The sequence below is a fragment of the Acholeplasma hippikon genome, assembly GCF_900660755.1.
GTDB lineage: Bacteria > Bacillota_I > Bacilli_A > Acholeplasmatales > Acholeplasmataceae > Acholeplasma > Acholeplasma hippikon.
This window is the reverse complement of sequence record NZ_LR215050.1, coordinates 1380460-1405987: the sequence shown is the minus strand read 5'-3', so window position 1 is coordinate 1405987 and position 25528 is coordinate 1380460. Positions and strand designations below refer to the sequence as shown.

The following is a 25528-nucleotide window of genomic DNA, read 5'->3' as shown; positions in this document are numbered from 1 at the left end:
ACGCTCTCCATAAACTGTTTAATTTTTCATTATGATGCTTTAGTAAGTGTAATTTTAGTTGCAGTTAACTCAATTTCTGTACTAATATTTGGTGTACCAACTTTAGAGATGTTAAATCCGATATAATTATAACTTCCCCATAATTCTTCAGTTAATAAAACTGTTCCTGTATAGTTATCTGTACGTAAGGCAACTTTCGCAATATTATGATCTACTGTAAAGAATATAATTCTTACTTGGTAGCCTTCTTCAATTGTTAGTGTTGTTTCTACACCTACAAAGTCTTTTGTTAAAACATTTGATCCAATAAAACTTACATGATTTGAAGAAGTTGTATCTAATCTTGAGTTACCAGCACTCCAATAACCTAAACTAAAGTCAATCGCTTCTGGTGTTTGTTCATTAACTTGTAATTCAATAATTAATGCTAAATCTTCTAATTTAGTTGATAAATCTGTTGATGGTAAAGATGAAACAGTGAGTGCTACATATTGATAATTTTTGAAGAATGATTCATCAATTTTAATCAATCCGTTCGTATTATCAGTTCTTAATAAAACTGTGTATGTACCACGGTTATCATAAGATAAGAAAACAATACGCGCTTGATGTGTTGATGGAATATAAATATGTGTGTAGTTCATTAAATAAGCTTTACTTAAGACATTTGATGCAGCAAATCCTAAATCAAATGAACCACCATTATTCGTAACTGCTGTTCCGCCATCATTCCAATAACCTGATACATATGTCAGTGCTTCATCAACGTGAGGAATAATTTCACCTTCCATGAATGTGATTTTAGATGCTAATGTATCTAATACTGATGAAAGATTAGATGATGGTACTGAAGAAATATTAAATCCTACATATTCATATGTACCCCAGAAAGTATCATCCATAAAGATTTCACCTGTAAAGTTTGCTGTTCTATATAGCACTTTCCAACCACCATTTTGAGGTGTGAAATAAACTACTCTAACTTGGAATCCTTGCGCTACAACAAATGATGTAATGTCCGCAAATTTATCTTTATGCATCGGGTTTGTTGTTGCAGCAAATCCTAAATCAAATGATGTTCCTGTATTTGTAATATTTGTTGCCGCATCTGCCCAATAACCAGATACGAAGTTGTAGTTAATACCTTCTTCATTAACTTTCTCTACAAATGTTAATTTTGATGGCAATGTTTCTAATTGACCTGATAAATCAGATGATGGAACAGATGCAATATTAAATGCGAAATATTCATAATTGCCTAAGAATGCATTATCAAGTGTAATTGTACCTTGAATATTACTAGATCTTAAAACAACTTTATAACCACCAAATCCATCATAAGTTAAGAAGATTGCTCTCACTTGATAACCTGATTCAATAATGATTTGGCTATATGCTTCAATATATGATCTACTAAATACATTAGAAGCTGCAAAACCTAAATCAAATGAACCACCCGCATTTGTTACTTTTGTTGCATTATCTGCCCAGTAACCAGAAATAAATGTTAAAGGTTTATCTTCATGTTCTACTAATGGTTGGTCACTAAATACTACTTTACTTATTAATGTTTCTAGTTCAGCTGTTAAATCAGCTGGCTCAACTTTTGTAATTTCAAATGCTACAAAGGCTTGTGCACCCCAGAAATTATTATTTAATAACACTTCTCCTGTTAATGCTTCTGACTTATGTACTGCTTTATAAGTTCCAGCACCATCATAAGTAAAGAAGACTGCTTTAACTTCATAACCTTCAAGAACTGTCATTGTTAACATACTTGATAAGTATTGACGTGTCACAATATTTGTTGTTGCATATGTGTCTTCTAGTGTTTTAGATGTTGCTTCTAATTCATAGAAACCTAATTCAAATCCTAATGGTTTATCCTCATGATCAATTAATTCTTTTTCACCAAAGACAATTTTAGATGGTAATTCTGCTAACATACCTGAAATATCTGTTGAAGGTTCTGATGAAATATTGAATCCCATGTATAAATAGTCTTCCCAGAATAATTCATCCAACATGATTGTACCTTGAACGTTAGCTGTGCGATAGAGTACTTTATAACCGCCATATCCATCATATTCAAAGAATACAACTCTTACTTTGTAACCAGTTGCGATTGTTACTTTTTCATACATTTCTAGTGAAGCTTTACTTAATACGTTAGATGCTGCAAATCCTTTATCAAATGAACCACCATTATTAGTTATTTGCGTTGCATTATCATTCCAATAACCTGAAACAAATGTTAATGGCATATCAATATGCGGACGAGGAGGTAATGTGGCATTTGGCGCTGCATAAATTTTCATCTTTGAAGCGACAGTTTGGAAAGTATTTGTAATATCAGTTGAGCTACCTCTATGTGCCACGTTAAATGCTACATAATTAAAATCCCCCCACCATGCTTCATCAATTACAACAACTGGTGCTGTTAAGTTATCTGATCGAACATTTCCTGTTGTTGGTCCTTCGATTGCTTTAAAGTAGTTAACACGATAATGATATCCATCTTCAATCATTAAAACACTACCTACCGGTAAGTTTTCTTTACTTAAGATGTAATCATGTGTCGTAAAGTACTTCGTATTTGAAGCATTGGTATAAATATTATATGAATCTGTTGATACATAATAACCTAATTGCCAATTTAATGTTAATAACGTATGTAAACTTAAGTTTAATTCCCCACCATCTTCAGTATATGTAGATAATGTAATTTCTAATGGTTTAACAATTGCGTTATTTACACCTTCCTTGATTGCTAAAGCTTGTTCATCAGATACACCCGATGGACGGTAAGTAATATTATCAATTGATAATTTAGTAATTGCTTTAAACCAAGTTAATGATGCTGTATAACGTCCAACACTACTATTTAAGTGATAACCATCATGTGTCATATTATCTCCAATAAAGCTTGTACGTACGTTTTGTACAGCTGTACCTGAAGGGATAATACCTTTAATTTCTGTATGTACTTTAACCTTTTGATTATAGGTATTTATAATTGCATCATACATCACAGATTGTTTAGACTCATAGAATGGGAATTCAGCATGTGTTGAGTTTTGTTGATAAGCCCATGTTAAGTGCCAATAAATTCTAGCCTTTTCATTTGTCTTATGTGTTTCAATATATGTTAATAAATTATCTAGATGTGGATCATAATATTCTGGACGACCACTCTTACCACTTGCTTGTTGCACAGTGATAATATCCCAATCTTCATCCTCTAAACCATATAATAAAGATTTACCACTTTGATCGACCCAAGAACCACTTGTATTTTTTTGGTATAAATAAGCATTTGAATTACTTGCTGCATTATTTGCGTGTTGACTTAATTCTGCTCCACCAATAACTAAGTTACCCAAAATAACTTCTTCAACACCATATGATTTAGCAATTTGATATAAGTAACTCATACCATCTTGGCTAAAACTATTACCAATTGCCAATACTTTAAGTGTCTTAGTAAAATCAACATCCGGATCAGGTTCTGGTTCCACATTATCACTTGTTACAGTAATCATTACATAAACTAAAACACTATCTTGTCCGATAGTTAAGTAATGTGTTCCTGCTTTAAGTGCTTTAAAACTTAATTTTTGATTGCCATTTTCACTTGTTAATTCGATTCCAGCAATATCTCCACTAGCTAGTGGTTGGAAAGTATCCCCTACTTTTTTAACAAGTGTGAACATCAAGTTTCGTGTGACATTCGTTGGTGCTACCGTAATTGTTGATGAAATAGTTTCCCCTTCTTTAAGGGTAAATACAAACGGATCTGATGCACTACCTTGACCTTCTGTATCACTTAACATGATACCCGTTGCGACAACCGTAGGTGTTTTATCACCATCGTCAGGTTTATCACAAGCAATGAGAACAAGCGCACCCACAAACAATAAAAGCACTGCTAAAAACTTCTTCATTTTTCTTCCCCCTATAGGATTTCATCATTAACTTTCCCTCGTTTAAGTTAACGATTAAGTAACTGTATTATATATCTAAATGAAAGCGCTGTCAATCAATATGAGTATTCGGACATCAAGCGCTAAAAAATAAAAAAAATGATACCTTTTAAAAGGTATCAACTTAATTTTTGTTATTTAATATGAATTGCTTCTAATGCAGCAATATTTAATAAGTTCCAAGGTTTATTAAAGTATGGTTGGAAAAAGAAATCAGAGAATGCTAGTTCTTCTACAGTCATTTTATTTTGGATAACAATTGATAAAATATTCATCTTATCTGTTAAATCATATGTTGATAATATTTGACCACCTAAAACTCTTCTTGTATCTTTATCAAATGTTAACTTTAGCATAACATCATCAAATGTAGGCATGAATTCAGGACGGTTATGATCTTTAACTGTTACCACACCATAGTTAATGCCAGCAGCTTTAGCTACCCCTTCAGTTAAACCAGTTGATGCGATTGATAAATCATAAATCTTAATACCTGAAGTACCTTGTGTGCCTTGATATTTAATCTTATTTTCTAAGATATTTAAACCAACTAAAGCACCCATTCTTACTGCATTTGTAGCAAGTGGAATATATCTGTATTCATCAGTTGGGTTGTAGTATACATTCACACAGTCGCCACAAGCATAAACATCTTTGTTAGATGTTTGCATATATTCATTGACGATAATTGCACCATTAGGTGTTGTATCTAATTGACCTTGATATAATGAAGCGTTTGGTCTAAAGCCAATACACATAATAATTAAATCTGCTTCGAATGCTTCTTTGTCAGTAATAATATGAGTAGCAATATCACCATTTGTTTTAAACCCCTTAACCTTTTGTCCTAAAGCTAATTTAATACCATGTTTTGTAAATTGATTTTCAGCTAATTCAGTAAATTCTGGATCTAAATACTTAGGCATAATTCTTGTTTCGCCGTCTACTAAGACAACTTCTTTACCATTCATTTCAAATGCTTCTGCTAGTTCAACACCAATGTAACCAGCCCCAACAACAACAATTTTCTTCGCATCTTTAGATTTAGCGATAATTTCGTTTGCTTGATTAAAGTTCTTTGATAATAATACATTTTTTGAACGAATGCCTTCAATATTAGGAACAATTGGCCAAGAACCAGTTGCTAATACTAATTTATCAAAGCTTTCAGTAAATGTTTCTTCTGTGTTTAAGTTTTTTACTGTTACTTTTTTATTATCATAATCAATTGATAATACATCATGTTCCATATTAACTTTAGCACCTAAACTTGCTAGTTCTTCTGGGTTTGAGTAGAATAATCCATTCACATCTTTTACAACACCACCAACATAAAGGGCAATCCCGCATGATAAGAATGATACGTTGTTATTTCTTTCAAAAACAACAACTTCTACGTCTTTGTTTTGTTTTAAAATATTTTTGACTGCGGCTGTACCTGCGTGTGTACATCCAATAACCACAACTTTCATATGAACTCCTTATTTATTTCCCATATTTATATGGGCTCGTCTTTAACGCACTTATTATATGCTTATAAAAGAATAAGAAAAAACCTTTGCTTCTGAAAACGTTTTTTGTATTTAGATATCTATTTTTTCCCATATAAAAAGAGAATGTGCCATGACATTCTCTTGAAATTTGTTATTTATTTACTAACTCAATGTATTTATTTTCTAAAACTTTTGCTTGTTTTTCAATATCATAATTTACTAATTTAGATAAATCAACTTCTTTTCTATTTACCTTCTTATCAACTAATTTTAATACTTCAGTAACCCAAACATTGATATCATCATGAATATTTAAATATGTAATTGTGTTAAGTAAATTAATCTCTTTTGTAATATTGTTTGAATAAAGTTGTGGAACACCATTAAATAATGCTTCTACCCCAACAACAGGTAGTCCTTCATATAATGAAGGTAAGATAAATAAATCAAGTACAGAATAATAGCGATAAATATCATCCCTAGGATCTAATACCGAAACATAGTCTTCTAAATTATCTTCAGCAACAATCCTAAATATCTCTTCTTGTAAAGCACCATGTCCAATTAAGAGTAAATGAATATCAGTTCTTGTTTTAATGATTTCCTTCATAATACTTAATAAGAATAAAGTATTTTTTCTTTCATTAAATCTACCAAAGTATCCAATCACTTTCTTGGAAGAATCAATAGCTAATTCTTCCTTAATCTCTTTTCTTAATTTTTCACTATATAAGAATAAAGCTTTATTGATTGCGTTATGTGCTAAATAGAATGGTTTTTTCTTAAAGAACTTGTGTCCTGCAATTGAACTACACGCAAATAGTTCATTTGCTGCACGAACTGTTCTAGGGATAAAGATATCATTGCGTACACGTTTAAAGAACTTTTCAGAACCCTTCATTGAGTGTGCATGGAATATTCTTACCTTAACACCCTGTTTCTTAGCTTCTCTTAAATAAGGCATACCCCAATTGAAGTCATGTGAATGAACAATATCATATTTTGTCGTGCTAAATACTTCTTTCGCATGTTTTCTAAACTGTTTGTAATGGGCATCATTAATTTTAGGTGTTTGGATAATTTTATCTTGATTGCCTTCAATGATATCAAGATACTTTTTATCTGCACCTTTAGCAATTAAAAAGTCCACACTAAATTTGGTATGGTCTAATCTTTCATAATGGTTCATTACATAACTTGTAATCCCATTAGTTAAATATAATTCTGGTAATATATAAAGTAATTTGATCATGTTAAATCCCCCTTAACCCTTTTTAATTCACTTATATATATACTTCTAAAAATAATTAAAATTGAATAAGAACTTACATTACATCGTAAGTCAATATGCCTTATATCTCCATATAAGTTTTATTGTTACTTATATTATACTCTAAAAAAAGAAAAACTCCCCTAAGGGAGTTCTAATTTTTTTATATTTTTGACTTCGTTTTTTATGTAACCCAAGTTTAATTTAAATATTATCTATTTTCAGCAACAAAGAATAAAGCTAATGTGCCTTGGCCAGCATGTGATCCAATCACTGGTCCAATCATATTAATAACTAATTCTTCAATTTCAAAGTGAAGTTTAACTTCAGCTGCTAATGCTTCAGCACCTTCTAAATCATCAGAATGTCCAATATAAACGATTTGTTTACCTGGTTTAGCTGTTTTAACCATCTCTTCAACTAAAGCTTTAATTGCGCGTTTACGTCCAATTGCTTTATGACGAGCAGCTAATTTACCTTCAGTGTTACAATGTAAGACTGGTTTAATACTAGCGAGCTTAGCAACAAACCCTGCTACTTTAGAAAGTCTTCCACCGCGCACTAAGTGACCAATATCATCTACTGTAAACCAGTGGGCTAAACGAGGCACTAAGCTTTCGGCATAAGCTTTAACTTCTTCAATAGATTTTCCAGCTTTAGCTTCTCTAGCAGCTAAAGTAACCAATAATCCTTCACCTAAAGATGCAGACTTTGTATCAACTAATAGAATTTTTCTCTCTTTAAATTCACTAGCTAACTCATCAACTGCAATTCTAGCTGAATTGAATGTACCACTTAATCCACTTGAGAATGCTAAGATTAAAATATCTTTACCTTCTTTAAGTACTGGCGTTAAAACTGAAATATAATCCTCAGGATTGATTTGTGATGTGGTTGGTTGTGCACCACCACGTACTGCATCATAGAATACCTTTGGATCTAATTCCCTGTTATCTAAATAGTTTGTATACTCTTTACCATTTAGATTAAAGCGTAATGGTAATACCATTAAACCTAATTCTTCTGCAAAACTTGCAGGTAAATCTGTTGTTGAATCTGTTACAATCACGTATTTACTCATATCTCTATCTCTCTCATTTTAAATTTTTTCGATACTTTCTTTATTGCTTGTTGTAAACTTGGAGTTCTTTTTATTATATCATGAGCATCAGATGCAATAAAATCAATTAGCCCTAGCTTAATGTATTTCATTGCTAGATGCTTATATTTAAATCCATCTTTGCCTAAGACTGCGCCTGAATTCACTTGAATCCAAGAGCCATCTGATTTAATACGTTTGACTTGATCAACTGATAAATATGTATATCTTTCAACATGAGCTAAAATTGGTTGATAGCCCTTTGAGATTAAATTGTATAATACATCAACAATGTTTTCTTCTTTTGTTTGAGAAAACTCAATTAATAAATAGTTGGTTCCCTTTATAGTGTACCTATCATAATCAGTGTCTTTAAATTCATCGTATTTAACTTCGGCACCTAGATAAAGTTTCATTTCAGGTAGATGTTTTGATACATAAGCTTTAAAATCATTAAAAAGTCTTTCAAGTTCATGACTAGATACTTTTTGTACCCTATTTTGAACATGAGGAGTCAGCACAACGCGCTTTACGCCTCCTGCCAACTCCATCTTTAACATCTCTAAAGCTTCTTCATAACTTTTTGCCCCATCATCGACGTTTGGCATGATATGTGTATGAATATCAATCATTCTTTAGTATCTTCAATTTGTTCTGAAGAAGTATATCCATATCCATAACCATATGTATATGCATATAATTCACTTTCTTTAACATCTACTAGTGTAAACATTGAACCAATAATGTTCACATTATTTTGTTTAAGAGTTGCAATTGCTTCATTAATTACTGCACGTTTCGCCTCATTTTGTGCAACTACGAAAATCACACCATCTGCTAAACGAGCAATATATAATGAGTCTGATACCGCTAAAACTGGTGGTGAATCTAGAATAACATAATCAAACTCTGCACGTAATCTTGCTATTAAGTCTTTTAATTTTTGTGCTTCTAAGACGTTAACAACTGCAGTTGTTTTTTCACCACTTACAATATAATGAATTTTGAATTTTTCATCATATCTAACTAATTTTTCATATTTAACTTTACCAGCTAAATAATCTGTAATACCATTTTCATTCGCTGCTTTGAAAATACGGTTAATTTTTGGTTTTCTTAAGTCTAAATCAAGGACAACTACTTTTTTACCTTTTTTAGCCATTAAATAAGCAATATTTGAAATAGTTGTTGTTTTACCTGCGCCAGCTAAGCTTGAAGTAAATTGTAATACCTTTAAGTTACCATCAACGTTAACGTATTCTAAGTTAACTAATGCTTTTTGGAAGGCTTCCGCATGATATGACATTGGTTGTTCATGAACAACTAAATAATCATATTGTTGTACGCGTTCTTTTTGAAAAAGTTTTTTACGTCTCATTTTCTTCTCTCCTTCACTTGGAACTCAGGAATCACACCAAGAACTTGGATACCAGTACCTTTTTCAAGTTCATCTTTTGACATATAAGTATTTCTAATTAATTGTTTTAAGAATACAATACCTACTGCTAAGATTGCCCCAGCCATTGCACCAACGATTGTGTATAAAATCTTATTGGGTGAATCATCTTCTGGTGTAGAAGCATCTGTTAACTTAATAAAGTTACCATTAAAATCTTCTTGTAGAAGTTTTACAGTGACGCTTGTAATTAAATTAGCCATGTCTTGTGCAAATGTCTCATCTTCACTAATGAAACTTACTTTGATGATAAAACTTGTACTTGAAGATGTGACTGATATATTTCTTACAATATCGCTATTTCTTAAGTAGCCTGGGATTTCAACATTGTTTTCTTCTGCATCAATTCTTACTTCATTAATAACATAATCTGATTTAATAATCCCAATTGCTGTATCAATAAATAATCTTGAAGCATTTAAGTCATAGATCGGATTATCAGGATCAACATTAGAACCAGTTGAGTACATAAATACCATCATTTCAGATGATGATTTATATTTATTTGGAACCATTGTGAAACTATAGAAACCTGCAGCTAACATTGCTACAAAAGTAAATGACACAATTAAAATCCAGTTAATTCTAAGTAACCTGAAAATATCTGCAAGACTAATCCCTTGGTCTTGACTTTCTAAATTTTCATTATTCATACTTTTCTCCTTAAGTATTTTCTATAATCTATTATAGCATACCCTATTTTATTCTAAATTTAATAATGCTATGACCTCATCGATGTCCTTTTTAATCATAGCTAAAGAATCCATCCAGAACTCTTTTTTGGTAATATCAATTCCCATTGACATGGCAACAACTTCTGCATCTTCTTTACATGTTAAAGCAAGTAATGCATCATAATTTTTTAAGAATGATTCCTTATCTTTTAGGTATTGTGCATATAAGCCTTTACCAAAGAGTAATCCGAATGCATATGGGAAGTTATAATAACCTAACCCAGCACTATAATAGTGTCCTTTAACTAACCACATGTATGGATGTAATTGATTATGGTCTAATCCTGTTGTATAAGCTTCTTTTTGTGCTTCTAACATCCATGCTTTCATTTCTTCTTTAGCAATTGGACGGTCTGCTTCGCTAAATACTTTACTTTCAAATAAGAAGCGAGAAAGAATATCAATAATCACTTGTGTATCGCCTTGTAGACTCATTTCTAAAATAGATAATCTTTCTTTTGGATCAGTAATTTGACTTAGTAAATAATTATTCATAATGGCTTCACAGAAAATTGATGCAGTTTCTGCTAGTGGCATTGGGTAATCCCAATGTAGTGGTTCATTTGCCTGAATCACATCACCATGATAACCATGTCCTAGTTCATGCGCTAATGTTGATACATTATCTAATGAACCAGTGAAATTTAGTAAGATTCTTGATTGGCCAATTTGAGGTTGGTTAGAACAAAACGCTCCACCACGTTTACCCTTCTTAGGATAAACATCAATCCAATTGTTAAGAAATGCACGACGAGCAAAATCACCTAATTTATTTGAATAACTATCAAAAGCGTTAGCTACTAAATCTTTAGCTTCTTCATAACTATATGTTTTATTTAAAGACCCAACTGGGGCAAATAAATCATACCAAGGTAATCCATTCTCATGTCCTAAATATTTTGCTTTAGCTTTTAAGTATTCTGCAAAATATGGACGATATTCTTTAATTGCTTCAATCATTGCATTTAAAGTTGCTTCAGTCATATTAGATTGTTCTAATGTTTTTTCTAAAGCTGATTTATATCCACGAAGTTCATTCATTGTATTAACTTCGCGTTTAATATTTGTTAATGCTAAAGCAACAAAGTCATCTACTTTTTCATATGCTTTTAATTCTGCTTCATAAGCAGCTTTACGTACCTCTTGGTTAGCATCATATGCTAAGTTTCTAGCATGAGAGAAAGTTACTTCTTTACCATCAATTTCAACCATTAAATTAGCAGTTGCTAAACTTTGAATTTGACTCCAAGATCTTGAGCTTAATTCACTTAACTTACCATATAGAATTTCTTCTTGTTCTGATAATAAGTGTTTAGCACTCTTTTGTTGGCGTTTGAAGATTGTTAAATAAGTTTTAATCTTACTTGATTTTTCTGCTAACTTATCTAAGTCTACTGTAGCTAAGTAACGACTAAACTTAACACTTTCAGCCGTTGTTTGTCTTAAAATATTACTTAATTTAGAAATATATCCTAATGCAACATTATTTGTTACATCAGTAGATGCAGATAATGAAGCATATGAATATAAGTTACCTACTAAGATTTGTAGTTTTTCTTCATTTTCAATATATTTTTCAATATACTTTAAATCATCTCCATCATAACTTTGAAGATGTTTGATAGATGCTTTAATTAGGCTATCTAACGCTTCTACATCTTCGTTGTATTTATCGTCAAAACCTTTATATAAATCATCTAAATTCCAGTTAATTTCTTGCATGTTCTCTCCTTTTAATTACCTGATTTTAAATCAAAGATTAAGTCTCTAATTTCCATTGCTTTTTCAAAGTCTAAATCTTTGGCTGCTTGTTTCATTAAGACTTCTAATCGTTTAATTTCTTTTTCTAATTGTTTAGCTGATAATTTTTCTTTCTTACCTTTATCTTCAATAATCTCACCTTTAATTGAGATATTATCTCTAATATCTTTAACCACTTGGTAAGGTTTAACATTATTCTTTTTATTAAACTCTTCTTGAATCTTACGACGGCGGTTTGTTTCATCAATTGCCAATTGCATTGATTCTGAAACTGTGTCAGCATACATAATAACTTTACCGTTAATATTACGTGCTGCACGACCAATGGTTTGGATTAATGACCGTTCTGAACGTAAGAAGCCTTGTTTATCAGCATCTAGAATGGCTACTAAACTTACCTCAGGTAAGTCTAGACCTTCTCTTAAAAGGTTGATACCGACTAAGACATCATATTTACCTAAACGTAAGTCTCTTAAAATAGCCGTTCTTTCTAGTGATTTAACCTCACTATGAAGATAAGCTACTTTTAATCCTAATTCTTTAAAGTGAGCCGTTAAATCTTCACTCATACGAATGGTTAATGTTGTAACTAAAGTTCTTTCATTATTTTCAATTCGTTTTTTAATTTCAAAATATAAATCATCTATTTGACCCATTGTTGGTTTAACAATAATTTCAGGGTCTAATAGATAGGTTGGTCTAATAATTTGTTCAACAATTGGTAAGCCACGTTCTAATTCATATGGACCAGGCGTAGCTGATAGATAAATTGTTTTATCTCTTCTTGCTTCAAATTCATCAAACTTTAATGGGCGATTATCTAAAGCACTTGGTAATCTAAATCCGTAGTTTACTAAGTTTTCTTTTCTTGATCTATCACCAAAGTACATACCTCTGATTTGTGGAATTGTAACGTGTGATTCATCAACTATTAATAAATAATCATTACCAAAGAAATCAACCAGTGTAGCTGGTGTTTCACCGGCTTCACGTAATGCGATATGTCTTGAATAGTTTTCAATTCCTGGAGTAAATCCAACTTCTTCTAACATTTCAATATCATACTTCGTACGCATTTCAATGCGTTGTGCTTCTAATAATTGTCCTTTTGATTGGAAATAATGAATTTGTTCTTGTAGTTCATTTTTAATTCTTCTAATACTTTCCTTTAACTTCTCTTTACTTGACATAAAGAGTGTCGCTGGGAATATCGTAGCAAATCCAGTTCTTTCTTTAGCAACACCAGTTAATGGATCAAAAATAGTTAACTCATCAATTTCATCACCAAAGAAAGTAATACGTAGTCCATTACTACGTTCATTAGCTAGAATCACTTCAATTGATTCACCACGAACTCTAAATGTTCCACGTTGAAAATCAATATCATTTCTAGCATATTGAAGTTCAACTAATTTATTTAAGAGTTTGTTTCTACCATAATCTTCACCAACTCTTAAAAAGATGGTTGCGTTTTTATAATCATCCGGATCCCCAATACCATATATACATGAAACAGATGCAACCACGATGACATCATCTCTTGTGAGTAATGATGCTACTGCACTATGTCTCATCTCATCGATTTCATCGTTAATAGATGCATCTTTTTCAATATATGTATCTGAAGATACTACATATGCTTCTGGTTGGAAGTAATCATAATATGAAATAAAATACTCTACTCTATTTTCAGGGAAAAAAGACTTTAACTCGCCATAAAGTTGTCCAGCTAAAGTCTTGTTGTGTGCTAATACTAAAGTTTTTTTACCTAATTTTTGAATCATATGTGCCATGGTAAAAGTTTTACCAGTACCAGTAGCACCAAGTAAGATTTGTTCTTTAATACCTTTATTAAAATTTTCACTCAATTTTTCGATTGCGGTGATTTGATCACCCTTTGGTTCATATGGTGCAATAAGGGTAAACATATAAACCTCCTCTTTTAATACTCTTTATTAATAAATTATACTATTACTCATTTTTTTTTAATCTTTTACAAACAACACTTATCAATTGTTTGAAATCTTTTAAAAAGTACAAGATAGAAAAACTAACAATTACAGTAATATAAAGAAATAAACCTGAAATCCAGTTAAAATTTAGTGCAATAGCATAAAAAATTAAACTAGAAATGAAAAGATATGCGATATTTTTAAAATTGTTCACATTTAATCTTTTCGATAGATATATTTCAGACATTAGGTACCAAATCACTATTCCAACTAGTGTTGACCATGATATTGATAATAAACTTCTACTTAGATTGAAATAAGAAAAACTAATAATTCCAACGAGTTCTATTATGCCTATTAATCCTACAATCAAAAATTGCTTATTATAGTTAAGTGTTTTAAAATAATTATGATTAATGACTGTTACTAATGAAGTAAATACAATAGAGGGAACCATTATGAGGAATATTCGAATTGATTCAATATAATGTGGGATAAATCTTTGAACAATATAATCTAGAGGAAAATAAGCAGCAAAAGCAATAAATAAAAAAACTGAGAGAAACCTTTGAAGTTTTTTATAATTTTCCCTTAATGTTTCTTTTGTGGATTTTTTTAAGATAGGGTAAATAACTAATCCAATTGCTGTAAGAAATACAGAAGTAAACCCCATTAGAGTAAATGCAAATGAAAAATTTGAGAATTCATTTTCAAATTGCTCTACTGGATACATTAGTTCAACAAATTGTCTAGGCAATGTATTCATAAATGTAACTACTAAATTTGAGATTAAGAGTGGTATTCCTAATTTGAACAAACCAATTAAATCACTTTTATTATTAAGGTCACTTCTTTCCCCAAACACTAGATCTCTATATGTATACAAGTACCAGCACAATAAAATATAATTGACTAAGACAGTAATTGCTAAGAATATTATGTATTCTGATACCCCAAAAATATAAAATGACAAAATTACCCCTAAGTTCAATACTGTATATATTACATTTCTAATTGCAAACTCTTTGAATCTACTTGTTATTTGAGATATAAATTGAAAATAAGAAGTGAGATTTTGTGCAAATAAATTTAAAGATACAAGCATAAATATTTGTTGCCTATCTCCGTTCATAAAAAATGAAAGACATATTCCAATCATTGAAACGATTAATTGAAAGACAAACATAAATTTAGAATATACCCTAAAATTTCCTTTAGGTAGCTCTTCTAAATCTTTTCCTCCAAATTTCAAATATATTCCATCAATAAATCCGAAATGAAACAAGCCAATATAACTTACATACAAAATAAATAGTTTGTAAAAGCCATAGTCTTGTTTTGTAAAAATCAGTGGTAAGATAAAAATTGACGCAAAACTAGAGACTAATTTTACTAAATTACTTATCACAACAAGAACAAAACTCTTAGCAGTAGATTTGTTAATCATTTTTTAATTCCTTAATATAATGATATAAAGCTTCTTGCCATGTTCGCATTTTAATATTATTTTTTTCCATCCTAGAGTTCTTTGGGCGTCTTGCTCTAGTAGGATATTGTTCAGTTAATATTGGGTTTACTTTCATGTTAACATTTGCTGTTTTAAATATTTCTACTGCAAATTCATACCATGAGCAAAAGCCCTCATTAGTCGCATGATAAATACCATATTTTTTTGTTGAAAGTATATCTTTTATATAAAAAGCTAAATCGAATGTATATGTTGGTGAACCAATTTGATCAGAAACTACATTTAATTCATTTCTAGTTTCTGCTAATTTCAGCATTGTTTTAACAAAGTTATTACCATTTATTCCGAACACCCAAGAAATTCTTATAATATAATATTTATTTATATTGTTTAAAACCTCTAGTTCTCCTAAATGCTTTGTTTCACCATAATAATTAATTGGGTTAGGTTTTGAATCCACATTAAATGGTTCAATTCCATTACCATCAAAAACATAATCAGTTGAAATATATACAAATTCAGCATCAACTTTTTTTGCACTTTGTGCTAAAAATCTAGTACCTAAAACATTTACTTTATAGCATGTTTCCTTATCGTCTTCAGCTCTATCAACTGCTGTATACGCTGCACAATGAATGATATGCGTTGGTTTATACTCAGTGATATAGCTCTCAACGGCATCTTCATTTGTAATATCAAGTTCTTGAATATCTATTCCTCTATTTTCAATATTGAACTCATTCAATACCCTAATAACATCAAATCCAAGTTGTCCATTAACTCCTGTTACAAGAACTTTCATTATCTATCCTCATACATTTTTTTATAGTAATCTTGATAATCACCTGATAGTATATTTTTCCACCAAGATTCATTTTCTAGATACCATTTAATTGTTTTTTTAATACCTTCATTAAATGGTGTTACTGGTTGCCATGCAAACTCTTTGATAGTTTTTGATGGATCAATAGCATAACGCATGTCGTGTCCTGCTCTATCCTTTACATAGGTAATTAAACTTTCCGGTTTATTTAATTCTTTTAAAATAATCTTAACAATTTCAATATTTGTTTTCTCATTATTTCCACCTATATTATATACTTCACCATCTTTTCCTTGATGAAGGATAATATCAATTGCAGCACAATGATCTTCAACATATAACCAATCTCTTACATTTTCACCTTTACCATATACTGGAAGTGGTTGATCTGCAAGTGCTCTAGAAATCATTAATGGGATTAATTTTTCTGGGAAATGATATGGACCATAATTATTTGAACATCTTGAAATCGTAACAGGCAATTTATATGTTCTGTTGTAAGCTTGAACTAAAAGATCGGCTGCTGCTTTTGATGCCGAATAGGGACTTGAAGTATGAATTGGTGTTTCTTCTGTAAATAATAAATCAGGTCTATCTAATGGAAGATCTCCATAAACTTCATCTGTAGATACTTGATGATATCTAATAATTCCATATTTTCTGCATGCATCCATTAGATTTTGAGTTCCCAAGATATTTGTTCTTAAAAAGATGCCTGGATCCACAATTGATCTGTCAACATGTGATTCTGCTGCAAAATTAACCACATAATCAAAGCTTTCATTTTCGAAAAGTTCAAAAATAAAATTTCTATCCGTTATATCTCCTTTAACAAATTTAATCTCGTTGTTTTTTAATAATGGCTCTAAGGTACTTAAATTTCCAGCATATGTCAATACATCTAAACATACTAATTCATAACTTGGTCTCTTTTTTCGCATATAATAAAGGAAATTGCTACCTATAAATCCTGCACCACCAGTTACTAATACTTTCATTTTCCATTCTCCTTGTATATAAAATTCACATCTGAATCTTTTAAATACGGGGCATTTTTATCTTTTTCAGATAAAATCGGATTCAGACCCCCCCAATTGATTCCAAAGTTAGGATCATCAAATTTAATACTTCTATCGTGCTCTTTTGAATATAAATTATCAACTTTATATTGAACTTCAGCATTATCGGTTAATGTTATGAATCCGTGAGCAAACCCAACTGGTATTAATAATTGTTTTTTATTTTCATCAGATAATTCAATGGAATAAGATTTTAAATAAGTAGGTGAGCCTTTTCTTAAATCTACAGCAACATCTAAAATTTTACCCTTAGTGCATCTAACTAATTTTGTTTGACCTTTTGGGCTTAATTGAAAATGCAATCCACGTAGTGTCCCTTTTTTTGCACTTAATGAATGATTATCCTGAATAAAATTATAATTAAATCCTATTTCCATAAATTTTTCTTTATTATAACTTTCAATGAACCAACCACGATAATCCCCAAAGACTTGTGGTTCAATAACATATAAGTCATTAATTTCTGTCTCTATTTTTTTCATCAGTATAAGATCTTTCCTTCTAATATTTTCATCAAATGTTGTCCGTATTGATTTTTCTCCATTAATTTAGCTTGTTCATATAACTGTTCTCTTGATATCCAGCCATTTTTAAATGCTATCTCCTCTGGACATGAAATTTTTAGCCCTTGGTGTTCTTCAATCATCTTAACAAAGGCAGTAGCCTCTGCTAATGACTCATGTCTTCCTGTATCTAACCACGTTAATCCTCTACCAAATGTAATAACATCTAGTGTTTCGTTCTCTAAAAATATTCTATTTAAATCAGTAATTTCTAACTCTCCACGCTTTGAAGGTTTAACTTTTTTTGCATATTCTATGACTCTATTATCATAGAAATATAGGCCAGTTACTGCATAATTTGATTTGGGATATTGTGGTTTTTCTTCAATAGAAATTGCTTTTCCATTACTATCAAACTCAACTACTCCAAAACGCTCAGGGTCATTTACATGATATCCAAAAATTGTCGCACGACCATTTTCAGCATTTTCAACTGCTTTTCTAAGACCACTCTTTAATCCATTTCCATAAAATATATTATCGCCTAAAATCATACACACAGAATCCTCCCCAATGAACCCCTCTCCTAATATGAATGCTTGCGCAAGCCCATCCGGTGAAGGTTGTATCTTATATTTTAGATTGATACCTAATTTCGATCCATCTCCTAGTAATCTCTCAAAATTTGGTAGATCATTTGGTGTTGAAATTATTAAAATCTCTTTAATTCCAGATAGCATTAATATTGATAGTGGATAATAAATCATTGGCTTATCGTACACCGGTAATAATTGTTTTGAAGTTACTTGAGTTAATGGATATAGCCTTGTCCCACTTCCTCCAGCTAAAATAATTCCTTTCATACACATAATCTCCTTTAGATTGAAATTTTTAGATTTTATATTATTAATACATCAAACGCTTTTTCTTTTCTAGCTGTAATCCCTAGGATTATCCAAAGCAGTGGAGCAACCACAATAAAATCTAATACGTTGCTTCCAATTGATTGAATTAGATAAAATATCAAAACTGTCTGAGATAAAACTATTAAATTCTTATCATAATCTTTATAAACTCTTGGCCATATTAACATCATATGTAATGCCCAAATTATAAAGCCAATTATGCCCACCTCAACTAATACTTTAATATAGTATCCATCTAAAACCTCAATTCCCAATAATTGCGATAATTCGGGAAAATGAATTAGATTAATCCCACCAACTCCTAACCCATACCCATAAATGATTCTATTCCCTCTACTCAATGCGTCAATCCAAATTTGAATTCTACCATATGATGAAGAGTTTGATAAATCTAGTAAAGAATCAAATCTTTTTTCAATTAATTGAAAATAATTTGTATCATTTATCAATAGAATTCCTGCAATAATAATTATAGGAATTAGTAAGGTTTTTATAGACTTAAATTTGAATTGCCTTATTATTATATAAATAATGCTTATGGTGGCAGCAACCCATGCCCCCCTTGACATTGAAAGAATCAATGCAACAATTCCTAATATTGCAAAAATTAATGAAAAAATTACTACTACTTTTCTTTTAGTAATGCTTAATAAATAAATTAATACAATAACAAAAACTCCTGCAAATGTTGCAAAAATATTCGGAGACAAAATAATACTTACCATTCTTGAATATTGAGCTGCATACACAGGATCATCTGTTAATGCCCTATAATAAACTAAGAGATGACCATAAATTAGCGGTTTTGAAAAATAGAAATAGAATCCAATTAGCATTACAAATCCACCAACTAAAAGGAAATTTAACAAAATAGACTTTAAATTTATTTTTTTAGGATATATTGCTAATGCAATATATAGAAGAAATGGCACTACAGTTATATGTATGCCATTAAAACCCAATGAACCATAATTACTAAAAACCGACAAAATAAATGCATAACCAAAAATTAGAAAAAAAAGAATAATAGAGGTGAATTGCTTACTATTAAATACTTTACTCCTTTTCTTAGAATATAATAATGAATAGACTGCATATACAAAAATCATAACAATTAATATATCTCTAACTAGATTAATTATTGATGATAGAAGCGATTGATTATACATAATTAAAAGTATACGTAGAGTAGGATACGCAGGTAAAAATAGTATAAGTATATTTATTAAGAAAGTAAGAATATCGTTAGACTTTACGTATATCCATAAGAGGTATGATGAAATAAGAAAATAAATCAATGAATAATTAAATGATTTTGTAGCAAAAAACACAAGTAATGAAATCAATAGATTTACCAACAAGTATATAACGTTTTTTATTTTAATCATTTTATTTATCTCCTCTAAATAGATTGACCATTTTCTTTACAATATAAAGTATGTAGATATGAATTATGTGCATTAAGAAAATCATGTTTGGAAAAAAAGAAATTCTATTTTTCTTTAATACGTATAGATAGTTTTTTTTCTCTTTTATTTTTTTCTTCAAAGAAAATGTTGATGATTTTCCATGATGATGGACCACCGTCACTTCATCAAACACATAATTATTATAACCTTGTTTTATCAATCTAGTAGATAAATCCAAATCTTCTGAATACATAAAGATATTGGGATCAAATCCGCCTATTTTGATAAAAACATGCTTATACATTATAAAGAATGCACCACTTACCCAGTCAACTTTTATCAATCCCTTATTCTTCCTACTCTTAAAACGTATTTTCTTAACAAAATTGAAATTCCAAAATAAAAAATTCAATTTGAAATCATTTATTAGTGAAGGCTTCTTAAAACCAATTGTTTGTATAGAAAGATCAGTATTTAATATCTTTACGCCCAATTGCCCAACATTTTTGATTCTTCTAAATTTCTCAACTACAAGTCTAACATCTGTATTTAACAAATTAGTATCACTATTTGTAAATATAAGGATTTCACCATTTGAATTTTCAACCGCAAGATTGTTTGCTCTTCCAAATCCTATATTTTGATTTGATTTGATAAATTGCACTGAACAATTTAATCTGAATTCTTGTCTTAAAAGTTCGTAGGAGTTATCTGTACTACCATTATCTACAATAATTATTTCGTAATTATATTCATTTGATTTATTGTTTATGATGGAGTTCACACATTCACTAGTATATGTATAAGTGTTGTAGTTTACAATTATATAACTAATTAAAAGAGGTTTTTTCATTATCTTCCTTATTCCAATTGATTAATATAATTAAACTCAAAAAGTAAATTATTAAGTTTAATTCTTCAATTTTATATTTTTTTATCCTTAATATTTTTATAGTACTTTAAATGTTCATTACCTACTCTTGAGATATCATAAAACTTTGATCTTTCATAAGCTTTATTTGAATAGAATTCTAAATTACATTCGGCAATTCTTATATTATCTACCAAATTAAATACATTTGATTTTTCAAATAGTAATCCGCTATCTAATACTGTTTCAGAGAGTCCAGGAACATTACTTGCAATTATAGGTAAACCGACTGCCATAGCTTCTACAACAGATAATCCAAACCCTTCCCAATTTGATGATTGAACATAAATATCACACTCATTTAAGAAACCATTCACATTCACAACATTGCCTTTAAATTGTATTTTTTTCTGTAATCCCAAGCGAAAAACCTCTTTTTTTACATTTTCAAAGGTTTCACCTTCACCAGCAAAATAAAGTTCATAATAATTTGGCAAATATTTCATTGCTCTTACAAGTGTTAAATGATCTTTTGACTTAGCAAATCTAGAAACCATACCAACTCTTATTTTATTATTTTTTCTAAATTCTTTTTTTACACTAAAATCACTTGTTGGTATTCCATTCTCGATTATTTCAATATTTACTTTATGATCTAACCAATCATTTAGGGTCTTTTTTACTGCTTTACTAATTGCAATAACCCCATCATATTTTTTATATATATTAATTTCAATTTTTCTTAATATTTTTTTACTTCTTCTTTTGTTGTCAGTGCTATGTTCAGTATAAATTAATTTAGCATTTTTTAATATTCTTCTTTTCAATAAGGATACATAATATAAAGCTGGAAAAAGATGAACATGAATTACATCATATTGATTATTTTTTATTTGTTTTTTGATAAATAAATAATTTCTAATATCGCGAACTTTAGTATATTTAGAAATCGAAACTTTTATATTGTTTTCTTCTATTTTATTGATTAATTCAGAAGAATTTCGATTTGATAAAAGTAATAATTCAACATCATGTTTCTCATTCTTCATATGTAACGCAAGATTGGTAACTAATCTTTCAGCGCCACCAATTGTCAATGCATTAATAATAAAAAGTATTTTCATAAAGTTATTTTTTCACCTCCTCTAAGTACTTTTCAACCACTATTTTTCTATCAAAATACGCCTCAACTTTTTTACGACCATTTATCCCCATTAAGCTTCTTTCTTTTTTATCAAGAGAAAGAAATTTTTGAACACTATCAAAAAGCATATTAGAACTTTCTGGCTCAATCATATATCCATTTATTCCATCATCAACAACTTCTTTACATCCAGGCCTATTTGTTGTAATAATTGGTCTTCCTATTGCCAAGGATTCCAATAAAATATTTGATATTCCTTCTGGATAATAAGTTGGATGAATTAAACAATCTATTTTTTTTAATACCTCTTTCACATTATCTGTCATACCGTGATAATTGATAATCCCTTCTTCAGTAAGTATTTTAAGCTTATTTTCATATGAATCTTCACAAAAACCATATACATGAAATTCTGCTTTCTTCTCATTTTTCATTCTAGACGCAACATCTAAAAATTGATCTATTCCTTTTTCTTTCATTATTCTAGAAATAAAAGCAAATTTAATAACATCATTATTAGGATATTCTTCAAGAGAAAATTCTTCAAGATTTACGCCAGAACCAGGAAGTAAAATGTGCTTATTTAAAGCAATTTTGTACTTTCGAAAAAAATTCAAATTATCTTCGTTTTGAAAAAACACGGTGTTTATGTTAGAAAAAGATACTTTATACATTATTAACGTGATTTTTTGAAGTAAGCCCGGCTTTTCTACAGCAGTGCCTAATCCAGTAATGTTTGCCGAATGTGGAATTTTTAATTTTTTTGCAGCATATGAACCATAAATATTAGGTTTAATGGTAAAGGTAAAAAGATAATCTGGCTGTAAATTTCTTAGTATTTTTTTTATTTTTTTAATTATATATATATCTTTTAAAGGATTAATGCCGTGTCTATCTATATCTATATCTATATGCTTTGCTCCAAGTTCTATTAGTAAGTCTATTTTTTTCCCTTTTGGCGAAATAATATATACATCATAGTTTTCATCGAGAAATTTTTTTACTATTTCTTTTCTAAAATTATAAATTACTAATTCATGATTTACAAAAAATGCGACTTTCTTCATTTTTCTCCCTCATAGGTTAAGGCAACTGTTTCTTCAAAACTATAGCCGTCAAAGATTAAATTATCATCATCGAAAACTTGATAATATTTGTTTCCGAAAATTTTAGTGATTTTCTTACTAAATAAAGATAGGAACCAAATAACTATATTTAAAATGCGAAGCCTAAACGTCTTTTTCTTCATTATTTTTCTAGTTTCAACAATAATATCAACCGTACTTACATAATACGAATTTTGTGGATAAAAAACACCAGATAAGCCATTATCAATTATTTTTTTTATAGCTTTAACTAAATTATCAATATATATCATGCTTTTTTGATTTTTTATTGTCGGTACAAATAAAAAATACTTTGCCATTTTTTGTAGTTTGGTAAAATTTCCTTTTGACCCTTTTCCATATACAACTGGAGTTCTAATTATAGATACATTAAATGAGTCTGATTGAAGCTTTTGAATTTCTAAATCCGCTGCAAGTTTACTTTTTCCATAGGCACTTGTAGGATTATAACTATTTCTATCAATTGGTTTTTTATTAAAATACTTGTTATCTTCACCATAAATAATCATACTGCTCATAAAAATAAAGTTTTTGACACCTGAATTTTTCGCATATAATGCAGTCTCAATAGCTAAATCTCTATTCACTTTGTAATATAAATCATCTAATTTTTTGTCATTTGATACATGAGCAATACCAGCAACATGAAATACATAGTCATACAAACTAAAATCATATTTTTTCCAATCATTATTTTTCATGTCAATTGAATCCACAGTATAATTCATAGGATATTTAATTAATTCATTCTCTATACTTGTACCAATAAAACTATTGACGCCTGTTATTAATATCCTTTTCACTTTTCAATATCCTTTTCATCTCTATTTTGTTTCCCTTCTACAACCCCATCTGATTTCAATACACTAATAATCGTTCCAAAAAAAATCTTGATATCTAACCACAAATTCATATTCTGCTTGTAGTATCCATCTAATTTTGCTTTATCTGCAATAATCAGTTCATCACGGCCTTTTATTTGTGCATATCCAGTTAATCCAGGCAGAATATCGTTTGCTCCATATTTATCTCTCTCATCAATAAGATCATATTGATTCCATAAGGCTGGTCTAGGACCAATTATCGACATTTTACCCTGTAAAATATTAAATATTTGTGGTAATTCATCTAAACTTGTTTTTCTTAAAAATTTTCCAGATTTAGTGATCCATTGATCTGGATTAGATAAAAGATGTGTGGGTGTATCAGAAGGTGTATCAATTCTCATTGTCCTAAATTTCCAAATATAGAAAAGTTTTTTGTCTTTCCCAACTCGCTTTTGCTTGAATAATACCGGTCCTTTAGAATCTAATTTTATCCATATAATACAAACTAAAAATATTGGTGATAAAATAATAATTCCAATTAAAGATAATAAAAAGTCCATTATTATTTTGAAAATTTTATAAATCATAAATTAACCTTTCTATAGTACTTTACATACCAATCTGTAAATTTAACTAATCCTTCTTGAATAGGTGTTTTAGGTTTAAATCCTATTAATTTTTCTAACTTTTCGGTTGAGGCATACGTTTTATGTACATCGCCTGGTTTTAATGGACAAAATTCTTTTATTAGTTCAACTTCTTTACCTAGAGAATGGGATAATGCATTTTCTAACGCATTAATAAATACCATTAATTTCTCAGGATTATTGTTACCTATATTAAGTACTCTATACATAGGATTATGATCTACTGGGGGAATATCAATCAATCTTTCGATTCCTTCCACTATGTCATCGACATATGTAAAGTCTCTATATAAATCATTATCAAAATTACCATTATTAAAAATTTGAATTGGTTCATTATTGAAAAATTTATTTGTAAAACTAAAATAAGCCATATCTGGTCTTCCAAGTGGTCCATATACAGTAAAGAATCTTAATCCTGTACTAGGAATTTTATAAAGATGACTATATGTATGAGCCATTAATTCATTGCTTTTTTTAGTAGCAGCATACAAAGACACAGGATTATCAACAAAATCAGTTTCCTCAAATGGAATTTTCTTGTTTGCGCCATAAACTGAACTACTTGATGCATATAACAAGTGTCTAACAGGATACTTTCTACATAATTCTAAAATATTATAAAACCCAATGATATTACTTTGAATGTAAACACTTGGGTTTTCAATTGAATATCTAACTCCTGCTTGAGCTGCAAGATTAATCACAATATCAATACTATTTTGAATGAAAAGTGATTCCATCGACGCTAAATCTGAGATATCAAACTTTTTAAAACTAAAGTTTTCAAACTGAAGTAATTCACTTAATCTCGTTTTTTTTAAGTTCACATCATAATAATCATTTAAGTTATCAACACCAATTATATTTAGCCCTTTTTCTAATAATTTTTTGGCAAGATGGTATCCTATAAATCCTGCTGCTCCCGTAATTAAAATACTTTTATTCATTCTCTC

21 protein-coding genes are annotated in these 25528 nt (G+C 29.7%); all 21 read right to left on the bottom strand.

The features are described 5' to 3' along the window. Positions 1–29: 29 nt before the first annotated feature. Positions 30–3944, bottom strand: a complete 3915-nt coding sequence (locus tag EXC59_RS06775) for a DUF4886 domain-containing protein (protein WP_051658975.1) — start codon at positions 3942–3944, stop codon at positions 30–32. A gap of 173 nt (positions 3945–4117) precedes the next feature. Further along, the gene (locus EXC59_RS06770; RefSeq protein WP_035368779.1) at positions 4118–5455 is read right to left on the bottom strand and encodes an FAD-dependent oxidoreductase; all 1338 of its coding nucleotides are present in this window, start codon (positions 5453–5455) and stop codon (positions 4118–4120) included. Positions 5456–5627: 172 nt separating this feature from the next. Next, entirely contained in the window at positions 5628–6728 is a 1101-nt protein-coding gene (locus EXC59_RS06765) for a glycosyltransferase (protein WP_035368778.1), read from the bottom strand. A gap of 229 nt (positions 6729–6957) precedes the next feature. Continuing rightward, a complete protein-coding gene (locus EXC59_RS06760) occupies positions 6958–7827 on the bottom strand; it encodes a DegV family protein (RefSeq protein ID WP_035368777.1) in 870 nt (289 codons plus the stop codon). After that, complete coding sequence (locus tag EXC59_RS06755; RefSeq protein ID WP_162163941.1) at positions 7824–8477, bottom strand: tyrosine-protein phosphatase; 654 nt, start codon at positions 8475–8477, stop codon at positions 7824–7826. The genes EXC59_RS06760 and EXC59_RS06755 overlap by 4 nt, the downstream gene beginning before the upstream one ends. After that, positions 8474–9223, bottom strand: a complete 750-nt coding sequence (locus tag EXC59_RS06750; protein ID WP_162163940.1) for a CpsD/CapB family tyrosine-protein kinase — start codon at positions 9221–9223, stop codon at positions 8474–8476. Before EXC59_RS06750 ends, EXC59_RS06755 begins: the two co-directional genes overlap by 4 nt. Then, positions 9220–9954 carry a YveK family protein gene (locus EXC59_RS06745; protein ID WP_162163939.1) on the bottom strand — a complete coding sequence of 245 codons (735 nt, stop codon included), beginning with the start codon at positions 9952–9954 and terminating at the stop codon, positions 9220–9222. The genes EXC59_RS06750 and EXC59_RS06745 overlap by 4 nt, the downstream gene beginning before the upstream one ends. Before the next feature lie 48 nt (positions 9955–10002). Then, on the bottom strand, positions 10003–11757 hold the full coding sequence (locus EXC59_RS06740; protein ID WP_035368772.1) for a M3 family oligoendopeptidase: 1755 nt from the start codon (positions 11755–11757) through the stop codon (positions 10003–10005). 11 nt (positions 11758–11768) lie between these two features. Beyond that, positions 11769–13724 carry an excinuclease ABC subunit UvrB gene (uvrB, locus tag EXC59_RS06735; protein ID WP_035368771.1) on the bottom strand — a complete coding sequence of 652 codons (1956 nt, stop codon included), beginning with the start codon at positions 13722–13724 and terminating at the stop codon, positions 11769–11771. A gap of 43 nt (positions 13725–13767) precedes the next feature. Further along, a complete protein-coding gene (locus EXC59_RS06730; RefSeq protein WP_035368770.1) occupies positions 13768–15195 on the bottom strand; it encodes an MATE family efflux transporter in 1428 nt (475 codons plus the stop codon). Continuing rightward, positions 15188–16018, bottom strand: coding sequence for a dTDP-4-dehydrorhamnose reductase (rfbD, locus tag EXC59_RS06725; protein WP_035368769.1), 831 nt, complete (start codon positions 16016–16018; stop codon positions 15188–15190). The genes EXC59_RS06730 and rfbD overlap by 8 nt, the downstream gene beginning before the upstream one ends. Further along, complete coding sequence (gene rfbB, locus EXC59_RS06720; protein WP_035368768.1) at positions 16018–17037, bottom strand: dTDP-glucose 4,6-dehydratase; 1020 nt, start codon at positions 17035–17037, stop codon at positions 16018–16020. Before rfbB ends, rfbD begins: the two co-directional genes overlap by 1 nt. Further along, a complete protein-coding gene (gene rfbC, locus EXC59_RS06715; RefSeq protein WP_162163938.1) occupies positions 17034–17600 on the bottom strand; it encodes a dTDP-4-dehydrorhamnose 3,5-epimerase in 567 nt (188 codons plus the stop codon). Before rfbC ends, rfbB begins: the two co-directional genes overlap by 4 nt. Beyond that, positions 17600–18484, bottom strand: a complete 885-nt coding sequence (gene rfbA, locus EXC59_RS06710) for a glucose-1-phosphate thymidylyltransferase RfbA (protein ID WP_162849182.1) — start codon at positions 18482–18484, stop codon at positions 17600–17602. The genes rfbC and rfbA overlap by 1 nt, the downstream gene beginning before the upstream one ends. A 35-nt stretch (positions 18485–18519) precedes the next feature. Further along, positions 18520–19656 carry an O-antigen ligase family protein gene (locus EXC59_RS06705; RefSeq protein WP_162163936.1) on the bottom strand — a complete coding sequence of 379 codons (1137 nt, stop codon included), beginning with the start codon at positions 19654–19656 and terminating at the stop codon, positions 18520–18522. Between the two features lie 280 nt (positions 19657–19936). Beyond that, positions 19937–20809 (bottom strand): glycosyltransferase family 2 protein, encoded by an 873-nt coding sequence (locus EXC59_RS06700; protein ID WP_035368763.1) that lies wholly within the window; start codon positions 20807–20809, stop codon positions 19937–19939. 71 nt (positions 20810–20880) lie between these two features. Then, entirely contained in the window at positions 20881–21951 is a 1071-nt protein-coding gene (locus EXC59_RS06695; protein WP_035368762.1) for a glycosyltransferase, read from the bottom strand. 4 nt (positions 21952–21955) lie between these two features. Continuing rightward, positions 21956–23038 carry a glycosyltransferase family 4 protein gene (locus EXC59_RS06690; protein ID WP_035368760.1) on the bottom strand — a complete coding sequence of 361 codons (1083 nt, stop codon included), beginning with the start codon at positions 23036–23038 and terminating at the stop codon, positions 21956–21958. Beyond that, positions 23035–23901 (bottom strand): NAD-dependent epimerase/dehydratase family protein, encoded by an 867-nt coding sequence (locus tag EXC59_RS06685; RefSeq protein WP_162163935.1) that lies wholly within the window; start codon positions 23899–23901, stop codon positions 23035–23037. The genes EXC59_RS06690 and EXC59_RS06685 overlap by 4 nt, the downstream gene beginning before the upstream one ends. Beyond that, the gene (locus tag EXC59_RS06680) at positions 23898–24509 is read right to left on the bottom strand and encodes a sugar transferase (RefSeq protein ID WP_162163961.1); all 612 of its coding nucleotides are present in this window, start codon (positions 24507–24509) and stop codon (positions 23898–23900) included. The genes EXC59_RS06685 and EXC59_RS06680 overlap by 4 nt, the downstream gene beginning before the upstream one ends. Next, on the bottom strand, positions 24509–25522 hold the full coding sequence (locus tag EXC59_RS06675; RefSeq protein ID WP_162163934.1) for a GDP-mannose 4,6-dehydratase: 1014 nt from the start codon (positions 25520–25522) through the stop codon (positions 24509–24511). The genes EXC59_RS06680 and EXC59_RS06675 overlap by 1 nt, the downstream gene beginning before the upstream one ends. Positions 25523–25528: the final 6 nt, after the last annotated feature.

Bases quoted from the DNA above. Each gene is read 5' to 3' on its own strand.
- EXC59_RS06775 (WP_051658975.1), bottom strand. From the start codon at position 3,944: ATGAAGAAGTTTTTAGCAGTGCTTTTATTGTTTGTGGGTGCGCTTGTT.
- EXC59_RS06770 (WP_035368779.1), bottom strand. From the start codon at position 5,455: ATGAAAGTTGTGGTTATTGGATGTACACACGCAGGTACAGCCGCAGTC.
- EXC59_RS06765 (WP_035368778.1), bottom strand. From the start codon at position 6,728: ATGATCAAATTACTTTATATATTACCAGAATTATATTTAACTAATGGG.
- EXC59_RS06760 (WP_035368777.1), bottom strand. From the start codon at position 7,827: ATGAGTAAATACGTGATTGTAACAGATTCAACAACAGATTTACCTGCA.
- EXC59_RS06755 (WP_162163941.1), bottom strand. From the start codon at position 8,477: ATGATTGATATTCATACACATATCATGCCAAACGTCGATGATGGGGCA.
- EXC59_RS06750 (WP_162163940.1), bottom strand. From the start codon at position 9,223: ATGAGACGTAAAAAACTTTTTCAAAAAGAACGCGTACAACAATATGAT.
- EXC59_RS06745 (WP_162163939.1), bottom strand. From the start codon at position 9,954: ATGAATAATGAAAATTTAGAAAGTCAAGACCAAGGGATTAGTCTTGCA.
- EXC59_RS06740 (WP_035368772.1), bottom strand. From the start codon at position 11,757: ATGCAAGAAATTAACTGGAATTTAGATGATTTATATAAAGGTTTTGAC.
- uvrB (WP_035368771.1), bottom strand. From the start codon at position 13,724: ATGTTTACCCTTATTGCACCATATGAACCAAAGGGTGATCAAATCACC.
- EXC59_RS06730 (WP_035368770.1), bottom strand. From the start codon at position 15,195: ATGATTAACAAATCTACTGCTAAGAGTTTTGTTCTTGTTGTGATAAGT.
- rfbD (WP_035368769.1), bottom strand. From the start codon at position 16,018: ATGAAAGTTCTTGTAACAGGAGTTAATGGACAACTTGGATTTGATGTT.
- rfbB (WP_035368768.1), bottom strand. From the start codon at position 17,037: ATGAAAGTATTAGTAACTGGTGGTGCAGGATTTATAGGTAGCAATTTC.
- rfbC (WP_162163938.1), bottom strand. From the start codon at position 17,600: ATGAAAAAAATAGAGACAGAAATTAATGACTTATATGTTATTGAACCA.
- rfbA (WP_162849182.1), bottom strand. From the start codon at position 18,484: ATGAAAGGAATTATTTTAGCTGGAGGAAGTGGGACAAGGCTATATCCA.
- EXC59_RS06705 (WP_162163936.1), bottom strand. From the start codon at position 19,656: ATGATTTTTGTATATGCAGTCTATTCATTATTATATTCTAAGAAAAGG.
- EXC59_RS06700 (WP_035368763.1), bottom strand. From the start codon at position 20,809: ATGAAAAAACCTCTTTTAATTAGTTATATAATTGTAAACTACAACACT.
- EXC59_RS06695 (WP_035368762.1), bottom strand. From the start codon at position 21,951: ATGAAAATACTTTTTATTATTAATGCATTGACAATTGGTGGCGCTGAA.
- EXC59_RS06690 (WP_035368760.1), bottom strand. From the start codon at position 23,038: ATGAAGAAAGTCGCATTTTTTGTAAATCATGAATTAGTAATTTATAAT.
- EXC59_RS06675 (WP_162163934.1), bottom strand. From the start codon at position 25,522: ATGAATAAAAGTATTTTAATTACGGGAGCAGCAGGATTTATAGGATAC.